Raw genomic sequence first — 10701 nt, forward strand, 5'->3', positions numbered from 1 at the left:
GATTCTGCATAGCGCGATTTACGCAACAGGAATAGACTGAACACCAGACTCTATAAAAGATGCTAAAGGTTATTTATGACTCAACAGCCACAAGCCAAATACCGTCACGATTATCGTGCGCCGGATTACCAGATTACTGATATTGACTTGACCTTTGACCTCGACGCGCAAAAGACGGTCGTTACCGCGGTCAGCCAGGCTGTCCGTCATGGTGCATCAGATGCTCCGCTTCGTCTCAACGGCGAAGACCTCAAACTGGTTTCTGTTCATATTAATGATGAGCCGTGGACCGCCTGGAAAGAAGAAGAGGGCGCACTGGTCATCAGTAATTTGCCGGAGCGTTTTACGCTTAAGATCATTAATGAAATAAGCCCGGCGGCGAATACGGCGCTGGAAGGGCTTTATCAGTCAGGCGATGCGCTTTGCACCCAGTGTGAAGCCGAAGGTTTCCGCCATATTACGTATTATCTCGACCGCCCGGACGTGCTGGCGCGTTTTACCACCAAAATTATTGCCGATAAAATCAAATATCCCTTCCTGCTTTCCAATGGTAACCGCGTTGCGCAAGGCGAACTCGAAAACGGACGCCATTGGGTACAGTGGCAGGACCCGTTCCCGAAACCGTGCTACCTGTTTGCGCTGGTGGCAGGCGACTTTGATGTACTGCGCGATACCTTTACCACGCGTTCTGGTCGCGAAGTAGCACTGGAGCTGTACGTCGATCGCGGCAACCTTGATCGCGCGCCGTGGGCGATGACCTCGCTGAAAAACTCCATGAAATGGGATGAAGAACGCTTTGGCCTGGAGTATGACCTCGACATCTATATGATCGTCGCGGTGGATTTCTTCAATATGGGCGCAATGGAGAATAAGGGGCTGAATATCTTTAACTCCAAATATGTGTTGGCCCGCACCGACACCGCCACCGACAAAGATTATCTCGATATTGAACGCGTTATCGGCCATGAATATTTCCATAACTGGACCGGTAACCGAGTGACCTGCCGCGACTGGTTCCAGCTCAGCCTGAAAGAAGGTTTAACCGTCTTCCGCGATCAGGAATTCAGCTCTGACCTTGGTTCCCGCGCGGTAAACCGTATCAATAATGTGCGCACCATGCGCGGATTGCAGTTTGCGGAAGACGCCAGCCCGATGGCGCACCCGATCCGCCCGGATATGGTCATTGAGATGAACAACTTCTACACCCTGACCGTTTACGAGAAGGGCGCGGAAGTGATTCGCATGATCCACACCCTGCTGGGCGAAGAAAACTTCCAGAAAGGGATGCAACTCTATTTCGAGCGCCATGATGGCAGCGCGGCAACCTGCGACGACTTTGTGCAGGCGATGGAAGATGCGTCGAATGTCGATCTCTCCCATTTCCGCCGTTGGTACAGCCAGTCCGGCACGCCGATTGTGACCGTCAAAGACGACTACAATCCGGAAACCGAGCAGTACACCCTGACCATCAGCCAGCGCACGCCAGCCACGCCGGATCAGGCAGAAAAACAGCCGCTGCATATTCCATTTGCCATCGAATTGTATGACAACGAAGGCAAAGTGATCCCGTTGCAGAAAGGCGGTCATCCGGTGAATTCCGTGCTGAACGTCACCCAGGCGGAACAGACCTTTGTTTTTGATAATGTCTACTTCCAGCCGGTGCCTGCGCTGCTGTGCGAATTCTCTGCGCCAGTGAAACTGGAATATAAGTGGAGCGATCAGCAACTGACCTTCCTGATGCGTCATGCGCGTAATGATTTCTCCCGTTGGGATGCGGCGCAAAGTTTGCTGGCAACCTACATCAAGCTGAACGTCGCCCGTCATCAGCAAGGGCAGCCGCTGTCTCTGCCGGTACATGTGGCTGACGCTTTCCGCGCGGTGCTGCTCGATGAGAAGATTGATCCGGCGCTGGCGGCAGAAATCCTGACGCTGCCTTCTGTCAATGAAATGGCTGAACTGTTCGATATCATCGACCCGATTGCTATTGCCGAAGTACGCGAAGCACTCACTCGTACTCTGGCGACTGAACTGGCGGATGAGCTGCTGGCTATTTACAACGCGAATTACCAGAGCGAGTACCGTGTTGAGCATGAAGATATTGCAAAACGCACTCTGCGTAATGCCTGCCTGCGCTTCCTTGCTTTTGGTGAAACGCATCTGGCTGACGTGCTGGTGAGCAAGCAATACCATGAAGCAAACAATATGACCGATGCGCTGGCAGCGCTTTCTGCGGCGGTTGCTGCACAGCTGCCTTGCCGTGACGCGCTGATGCAGGAGTACGACGATAAGTGGCATCAGGACGGTCTGGTGATGGATAAATGGTTTATCCTGCAAGCCACCAGCCCGGCGGCGAATGTGCTGGAGACGGTGCGTGGTCTGTTGCAGCATCGCTCATTTACCATGAGCAACCCGAACCGTATTCGTTCGTTGATTGGTGCGTTTGCGGGCAGCAACCCGGCAGCGTTCCATGCCGAAGATGGCAGCGGTTACCAGTTCCTGGTGGAAATGCTTACCGACCTCAACAGCCGTAACCCGCAGGTAGCTTCACGTCTGATTGAACCGCTGATTCGCCTGAAACGTTATGATGCCAAACGTCAGGAGAAAATGCGCGCGGCGCTGGAACAGTTGAAAGGGCTGGAAAATCTCTCTGGCGATCTGTACGAGAAGATCACCAAAGCACTGGCTTGATACTTTTGAGCCAAAATGCCTGATGCGACGCTTGACGCGTCTTATCAGGCCTACAACTCCGTTGAAATTGCTGGTTTTGTAGGCTGGATAAGGCGTTCACGCCGCATCCGGCAGCCGTGCCCAACTGCCTGATGCGATGCTTGACGTGTCTTATCAGGCCTACTAGTCCGTTGAAAATGCTGGTTTTGTGCGCCACATCCGGCATATTAACCATGACGCCGAATCAGTTGTTCAGAATGCCCACGCCGCATTACCCGTTGCAATACTTCCGCTTCCAGCTCCGCTAATCGCACCGACCCTAACCGGCGCGGACGAGGGATATCCACCGTCAAATCCAGACCAATTTTTCCCTCTTCAATTAACAGCACCCGGTCAGCCATTGCTACCGCTTCGCTCACATCATGCGTCACCAACAGTACGGTAAAGCCGTGCTGCTGCCAAAGTGACACAATCAAATCCTGCATCTCGAGTCGCGTTAAGGCGTCCAGCGCCCCGAGCGGTTCATCAAGCAACAATAAACCCGGTCGATGAATCAACGCTCTTGCCAGCGCCACACGCTGTTTCTGCCCGCCAGAAAGTGCGGCAGGCCATTCCCCGGCGCGATTCTCCAGTCCTACTGCAGCCAACGCCCGACGCGCGGCATCGCGCCACTGGCCTTTAAGGCCTAACCCAACGTTATCAATCACCGATTTCCACGGCAGCAGACGCGCATCCTGAAACATCATTCGCGTGTCTTCCTGAATCTCAGCCAGCGGTGTGGTGCCCGCTAACACATCGCCTGCGGTTGGCGTTTCCAGACCTGCCAGCAGGCGCAGCAGGGTACTTTTGCCACCACCGCTGCGGCCCACCACCGCCACAAACTGACCTGCCGGAATATGTAAATCCAGTTGGTTCAGGACGATATTTTCCGCGTAATGTTTGCTTACTGCATTGAGCAACAATGGTGTGCCCTGGTTCAGACGAGCAGTATTCATACCGTGGCCTCCTTCAAATGATAAGCCGGGTTCCAGCGCAACCAGAGGCGCTCTAACAGCTGCGCGCTGACGTCAGCAAGTTTGCCGAGCAGGGCGTAAAGAATAATAGCGACTACCACCACGTCCGTTTGCAAAAACTCCCGCGCATTCATCGCCAGATAACCAATGCCTGAATTGGCAGAAATGGTTTCGGCAACAATCAGCGTCAGCCACATCAGGCCCAACGCAAAACGCACGCCGACCATAATTGAGGGCAGGGCACCAGGCAGGATCACATGGATAAACAGCGGTATGCCGGATAATCCATAGCTACGCGCCATTTCCACCAGACCGCGATCGATATTACGGATGCCATGCCAGGTGTTGATATAAATGGGGAATAGCGTGCCGAGCGCCACCAGAAAGATTTTTGCGGATTCATCAATGCCAAACCACAAAATCACCAGCGGGATCAGCGCCAGATGCGGTACGTTGCGCAACATCTGAATTGAGGTATCCAGCAGCCGTTCTCCCCAGCGAGATAGCCCGCTAATCAGTCCCAAAATCAACCCCAGCGATCCGCCAATTGAAAAGCCAATCAGCGCCCGCCAGGAACTGATCGCCAGATGCTGCCACAGTTCGCCGCTGGCGGAGAGCGTCCAGAACGCCGTCACCACCCCTTCCGGTGAGGGCAAAATACGCGTCGACAGCCAGCCAACTGAGGAGGCCAGTTGCCACACCGCCACGATGCCCACCGGTAAAAACCAGGGGGCAACGCGCAATAACCACTTCTTCACTGGCGTTGCCATTATTTCTTCCTTAACTTTGCGCGACTTTACGGGGGATAAAATCATTCGCCACCGCTTCGCCTTGCGGATTCAGCGGCTGCGGCTGGGGAATTTCCGGAATGGCGACATCCAGATGTGGGAACAGCAACTCGCCGACCCGATACGCTTCTTCCAGATGCGGATAGCCCGAAAGCACAAAGCTGTCGATGCCAAGCGCGGCGTATTCGTTGATTCGCGCAGCGACCGTAGGACCATCGCCCACCAGCGCCGTTCCGGCACCGCCGCGCACTAAGCCAACGCCCGCCCATAAATTGGGGCTGATCTCCAGATTGTCGCGCTTGCCGTTATGTAACGCCGCCATTCGCTGTTGTCCTACGGAATCCGTCCGGGCGAATGCGGCCTGTGCTTTGGCGATAGTTTCATCATCAAGATGCGAGATTAACCGCTCGGCGGCCTGCCACGCTTCGTCGTTAGTTTCACGAACAATCACATGCAGACGAATACCGAAACGAATTTTGCGTCCATGCGCGGCAGCTTTCGCCCGCACTTGTTCGATCTTCTCTTTTACTAGTTCTGGCGGTTCGCCCCAGGTGAGGTAGAGATCAACTTGTTCTGCCGCCAGCTCCTGGGCGACGTCTGACGATCCGCCAAAGTAAAGCGGAGGATAAGGCTGTTGAATCGGCGGGAAGAGCAGTTTTGCTCCGCGCACATGAATATGTTTACCGTTGAAATTGACGGTTTCCCCCAGCAATAAGCGCCGCCAGACCTGGGTAAATTCCGCCGAGGCTTCGTAGCGCTCGCTATGATCAAGGAACACGCCGTCGCCTGCCAGCTCTTGTGGATCGCTGCCTGTGACCAGATTAAACAACGCACGACCATTTGAGAGACGGTCAAGCGTGGCGGCCTGGCGAGCGGCAACGGTAGGTGAGGTTACGCTGGGGCGCAGGGCGACAAGAAACTTCAGCCGCTGCGTCACCGGGATCATCGACGCCGCCACCAGCCACGCATCTTCACACGATCGCCCCGTTGGGATCAGCACACCGGTATAGCCCAGACGATCCGCCGCTTGCGCAATTTGTTGCAGATAACCGTGATCAACCGGGCGTGAACCTTCTTCCGTTCCCAGATAGTGCCCGTCACCGTGGGTCGGTAAAAACCAGAACATATTCAGACTCATAATTGTTTTCCTTCCAGTTGAGTGGGCTGCCAGATGCGCTGGCGAATATCGACTTTTTTCGGCACCAGACGATTTTCATAAAACAGATCTGCCGTTTGCTGCTGTAAGGCGGCAATCTCGGCGTTAACCGGTTTGATGGTGGTAGGAGGGCGATGATCTAAGTAAGAGGCAATCACCGGTGCCGGTAAGCCCATCGTTTTTGCCAGTAAAGCGATGCTTTGCTCGCGCTGGCTGCGGGTTAACGCATCGGCCTCACTAAAGGTTGCCAGTACGCCCTGAATAAAAGCGCCGTTTTTTTCTGCATAGGGGCGAGCTGCCAGATAAAACGATCCGGTTTGATTGAGATCGGTGCCGTCTTTCAACACCCGCACGCCGCCCTGTAATAACGCAGCGGAGTAGTAGGGATCCCAGATAGCCCAGGCGTCAACGTTACCTTGCTGGAACGCGGCGCGGGCATCGGCAGGTGTCAGGTAAGTGGGTTGTATATCGGTAAACTTAAGTCCGGCCTGACGCAGTGCACGCAGTAAAAGGTTGTGTGAACTGGAACCTTTCTGAAAGGCAACTTTGTGACCTTTAAGATCGGCTACGGTTTTGATCGGGCTGTTTTCTGCCACCAGAATCACTTCGGCTTTGGGCTTCGGTGGCTCGACGCCCACATATACCAAATCAGCCCCGGCAGCCTGGGCAAAGATTGGCGGAATATCCCCGGTACTGCCGAGATCAATACTGCCAACGTTTAACGCTTCCAACATTTGCGGACCCGCGGGGAACTCCACCCAGGAGATTTTTGATTGCGGATAGCGTTTTTCCAGTAACTGGTGGCTTTTTGCCAGCACCATACCAATACTGCCTTTCTGATAGCCTATACGTAACGCTTCAGGCGAGGATTCTGCAGCAACCGCAAAAGTAGAGACGCTAAGCAATCCCGCCAGCGCCAGTTTAATGATGTTACGCATGGACATTACCTCGCAGAGACAGAAGGTCAGGAACCTGAACATCGCGGCGGTGCAATGCCTGCCAGAAAGTTTCTAGCGCGGTATCAAGACGGGTTTGCAGATTTGGCGTGAACTGGGGTCTGTGATGGTAATCAATGACTTGTGAGTCATCGGCAAACACGCCGTGCAGGATCTCCTGGGCTTTCAGTGCGCTTAAAACTGGTTTAAGGGCATAATCGACCGCCAGCAGATGGGCCACGGTACCGCCCGTCGCCAGCGGTAGCACCACTTTGCCTTGCAAAGCGCGCTCTGGCAGCAGGTCGAGCAGGGTTTTCAGCGCGCCGGAATAGGCGGCTTTATACACAGGTGTAGCGACTATCAGTCCATCAGCCTGTTGCAGCTGTTCGGTGAAGGTCTTGAGTGCCGGACTATCGAAACGAGCATAAAGCAGATCTTCCGGGGCGAAGTTTTGCAGATTCCAGTGATAAACCTCTACATCGAGGCCATTTAGTTTTTCCCGCGCATATTCCAGCAAGGAGCTGGAGCGAGAAGGAAAGCGAGGACTACCCGCCAGGGTGATGACACGCATACTCTCTCCTTATAACCAATTGTTCTTTTTTTGTTAACATTGATAACAATTCGGTCAGTCTGTCGGAGAGACAAGAAAATGCCAAATATAAATTTTGTGTATCTTTTTCTGAAAATAAACTAAAGAAAGGGCTTTATATATCACGCATATTTATTTGTTGGATAGTCATTAGATGTTGAATCAATGAATTACTCGTTCAGTTAATATTTAAATATTCATGAAATCTATAAATTAAAGATTTGTCACTTATTGGATTTAGTATGCTTGATTTAAATGGCGGTCAATTATTGTTATTATTAAGTCTAATGTCATTTAAAGGCATTATCATATTTACGAAGAGATCAGGATGATGACGATGAAAAAAAGTGTATTGACGGCGTTTATAACTGTGGTATGTGCAACGTCCAGCGTTATGGCAGCTGATGATAATGCTATCACGGATGGCAAAGTAACATTTAATGGTAAAGTTATTGCTCCAGCTTGTACCCTGGTAGCTGCGACGAAAGATTCAGTAGTCACATTGCCAAATGTCAGCGCCACCAAGTTGCAAACTAATGGAGCAGTCTCTGGCGTTAAAACTGATGTACCAATTGCCTTAGAAGGCTGTGATGTTACTGTAACTAAAAATGCGACGTTTACCTTTAGTGGTACGGCTGACGGCGTGCAACCTACAGCATTTGCCAACCAGGCTACCACCGATGCAGCGACGAATGTTGCTCTACAAATGTATCTGCCAGATGGTTCTACATCGGTAACTCCCGGTACCGAAACGTCGAATATTCAGTTAGCGGATTCTGCTGAGCAAACAGTGACCTTTAAAGTTGATTATATCGCTACGGGGAAAGCGACTTCTGGTAATGTGAATGCGGTAACAAATTTCCATATTAACTATTATTAATAGAACTCATTAATTGTTTTATTAATTAGTACCCCTCTAGTGTTCTGGAGGGGATATTCATATTTTTTAAGAGTGACTATTTATGAAAACTTGCATAACAAAGGGAATTGTGACCGTAAGTTTAACGGCAATATTACTCAGCTGCTCATCCGCATGGGCGGCAGGTAAAGGCGGGATTGGACTTGCAGCAACACGTCTTGTTTATTCAGAAGGTGAAGAGCAAATTTCACTGGGTGTACGTAACACCAGTCCGGATGTTCCTTATCTTATTCAGTCATGGGTGATGACCCCAGATAATAAAAAATCAGCAGATTTTATTATTACACCACCGCTATTTGTGCTGAATCCGGCTAATGAGAATCTGTTACGCATTATGTACATTGGTGCGCCGTTGGCGAAAGACAGAGAAACCCTTTTCTTCACTAGCGTACGGGCAGTCCCTTCAACAACGAAGCGGGAAGAGGGAAATACCCTGAAGATTGCCACACAAAGCGTCATCAAACTTTTCTGGCGACCAAAAGGTTTAGCGTATCCCTTAGGCGAGGCTCCGGCGAAACTGCGTTGCACTTCGTCAGCTGACATGGTTACGGTCAGTAACCCAACACCTTATTTCATTACCCTGACAGACCTGAAAATAGGTGGAAAAGTAGTTAAAAATCAAATGATTTCCCCCTTTGATAAATACCAATTTTCTCTGCCAAAGGGGGCCAAAAATAGCAGCGTAACGTATCGAACCATCAATGACTACGGGGCGGAAACGCCGCAACTCAACTGTAAATCGTAAGCCGTCTTCAGTTAAGAGAGCGAGATGTATAGAACTCATCGACAACACAGCCTGTTAAGCTCTGGTGGAGTGCCATCGTTTATTGGTGGGCTGGTGGTGTTTGTGTCGGCAGCGTTCAATGCACAAGCTGAAACCTGGTTCGATCCTGCTTTTTTCAAAGATGATCCCTCAATGGTGGCCGATTTGTCTCGTTTCGAAAAAGGACAAAAAATAACGCCAGGGGTTTATCGTGTCGATATTGTTCTGAATCAGACAATTGTAGATACGCGCAACGTCAATTTTGTTGAGATAACGCCAGAGAAGGGGATTGCCGCCTGTTTGACGACTGAAAGCCTGGATGCAATGGGTGTTAATACTGATGCGTTTCCGGCTTTTAAACAACTGGACAAACAAGCGTGTGTGCCATTGGCGGAGATTATTCCGGATGCCAGCGTAACGTTTAATGTGAATAAACTCCGTCTGGAAATTTCAGTACCGCAAATCGCCATCAAAAGTAATGCCCGTGGTTATGTCCCCCCTGAACGTTGGGATGAAGGGATCAACGCGCTATTACTGGGATATTCGTTTAGCGGGGCTAACAGTATTCATAGCAGCGCAGACAGTGATTCTGGCGACAGCTATTTTCTGAATTTAAACAGTGGCGTTAATTTAGGCCCATGGAGATTGCGCAACAATTCAACATGGAGTCGCAGTAGTGGCCAAACCGCAGAATGGAAGAATCTCAGCAGCTATTTGCAGCGGGCGGTTATTCCACTAAAAGGCGAACTGACCGTAGGTGATGATTATACTGCAGGCGATTTTTTCGATAGTGTCAGCTTTCGTGGTGTGCAGCTGGCGTCAGATGACAACATGCTGCCAGACAGCCTGAAAGGGTTTGCGCCTGTGGTGCGTGGTATCGCCAAAAGCAATGCCCAGATAACGATTAAGCAAAATGGTTACACCATTTACCAAACTTATGTATCGCCTGGTGCTTTTGAAATTAGTGATCTCTATTCCACGTCGTCGAGCGGTGATTTGTTAGTTGAAATCAAAGAAGCGGACGGCAGCGTCAATAGCTACAGCGTACCGTTTTCCAGCGTGCCATTACTCCAGCGTCAGGGGCGAATCAAATACGCGGTGACACTGGCGAAATACAGAACCAATAGTAATGAACAGCAGGAGAGCAAATTTGCCCAGGCCACGTTGCAGTGGGGCGGACCGTGGGGAACGACATGGTATGGTGGTGGACAATATGCTGAATATTACCGTGCCGCCATGTTTGGTCTGGGATTTAACCTTGGCGATTTCGGAGCAATTTCGTTCGATGTGACCCAGGCGAAGAGTACGCTGGCAGACCAAAGCGAACATAAAGGTCAGTCATATCGTTTTCTGTATGCCAAAACGCTCAACCAATTGGGCACTAATTTTCAATTGATGGGCTATCGCGGTAATGACTCCAACTTATTGATAGTGTTTTATGTTCAGATAATGCCCGATGACTTTGTCATGCAGCTCCACCGATTTTGAGAACGACAGCGACTTCCGTCCCAGCCGTGCCAGGTGCTGCCTCAGATTCAGGTTATGCCGCTCAATTCGCTGCGTATATCGCTTGCTGATTACGTGCAGCTTTCCCTTCAGGCGGGATTCATACAGCGGCCAGCCATCCGTCATCCATATCACCACGTCAAAGGGTGACAGCAGGCTCATAAGACGCCCCAGCGTCGCCATCGTGCGTTCACCGAATACGTGCGCAACAACCGTCTTCCGGAGCCTGTCATACGCGTAAAACAGCCAGCGCTGGCGCGATTTAGCCCCGACGTATCCCCACTGTTCGTCCATTTCCGCGCAGACGATGACGTCACTGCCCGGCTGTATGCGCGAGGTTACCGACTGCGGCCTGAGTTTTTTAA

Annotated in this window: 8 protein-coding genes and 2 pseudogenes; 4 read left to right on the forward strand and 6 right to left on the reverse strand. The window is 51.3% G+C overall.

All coding sequences use genetic code 11. The annotated features are described in order from the left end of the window. Positions 1 to 75 precede the first annotated feature (75 nt). A complete protein-coding gene (gene pepN, locus ACJHXA_RS11640) occupies positions 76 to 2688 on the forward strand; it encodes an aminopeptidase N (RefSeq protein WP_000193844.1) in 2613 nt (870 codons plus the stop codon). 206 nt (positions 2689 to 2894) lie between these two features. Here pepN and ssuB read toward each other — a convergent pair whose 3' ends face one another. The 5 genes from ssuB to ssuE are packed head-to-tail and all read right to left on the reverse strand — an operon-like array spanning position 2895 to position 7130. Next, complete coding sequence (gene ssuB / locus ACJHXA_RS11645) at positions 2895 to 3662, reverse strand: aliphatic sulfonates ABC transporter ATP-binding protein (protein WP_001090514.1); 768 nt, start codon at positions 3660 to 3662, stop codon at positions 2895 to 2897. Further along, a complete protein-coding gene (ssuC, locus tag ACJHXA_RS11650; protein ID WP_000235203.1) occupies positions 3659 to 4450 on the reverse strand; it encodes an aliphatic sulfonate ABC transporter permease SsuC in 792 nt (263 codons plus the stop codon). The genes ssuB and ssuC overlap by 4 nt, the downstream gene beginning before the upstream one ends. 10 nt (positions 4451 to 4460) lie before the next feature. Continuing rightward, positions 4461 to 5606 carry an FMNH2-dependent alkanesulfonate monooxygenase gene (ssuD, locus tag ACJHXA_RS11655; protein WP_000055996.1) on the reverse strand — a complete coding sequence of 382 codons (1146 nt, stop codon included), beginning with the start codon at positions 5604 to 5606 and terminating at the stop codon, positions 4461 to 4463. Beyond that, positions 5603 to 6562, reverse strand: a complete 960-nt coding sequence (gene ssuA / locus ACJHXA_RS11660; protein WP_001244318.1) for an aliphatic sulfonate ABC transporter substrate-binding protein SsuA — start codon at positions 6560 to 6562, stop codon at positions 5603 to 5605. The genes ssuD and ssuA overlap by 4 nt, the downstream gene beginning before the upstream one ends. Then, positions 6555 to 7130, reverse strand: coding sequence for an NADPH-dependent FMN reductase (ssuE, locus tag ACJHXA_RS11665; protein WP_001263934.1), 576 nt, complete (start codon positions 7128 to 7130; stop codon positions 6555 to 6557). Before ssuE ends, ssuA begins: the two co-directional genes overlap by 8 nt. 355 nt (positions 7131 to 7485) lie before the next feature. Between ssuE and ACJHXA_RS11670 the strand changes: the two genes are divergently transcribed. The 3 genes and pseudogenes from ACJHXA_RS11670 to ACJHXA_RS11680 form a co-directional block, all read left to right on the forward strand. After that, positions 7486 to 8028 carry a fimbrial protein gene (locus ACJHXA_RS11670; protein WP_000750284.1) on the forward strand — a complete coding sequence of 181 codons (543 nt, stop codon included), beginning with the start codon at positions 7486 to 7488 and terminating at the stop codon, positions 8026 to 8028. Positions 8029 to 8110: 82 nt separating this feature from the next. Then, complete coding sequence (locus ACJHXA_RS11675; RefSeq protein ID WP_000845152.1) at positions 8111 to 8812, forward strand: molecular chaperone; 702 nt, start codon at positions 8111 to 8113, stop codon at positions 8810 to 8812. 24 nt (positions 8813 to 8836) lie between these two features. After that, positions 8837 to 10249: pseudogene (locus ACJHXA_RS11680) on the forward strand (fimbria/pilus outer membrane usher protein); the annotation flags it as partial. A 3-nt stretch (positions 10250 to 10252) separates the two neighbouring features. On the opposite strand, the pseudogene ACJHXA_RS11685 reads toward ACJHXA_RS11680, so the two are convergent. Beyond that, positions 10253 to 10701, reverse strand: a pseudogene (locus ACJHXA_RS11685) (IS1-like element IS1B family transposase); the annotation flags it as partial.

The sequence above is a fragment of the Escherichia sp. WS33 genome, from assembly GCF_046486385.1.
GTDB lineage: Bacteria > Pseudomonadota > Gammaproteobacteria > Enterobacterales > Enterobacteriaceae > ECMA0423.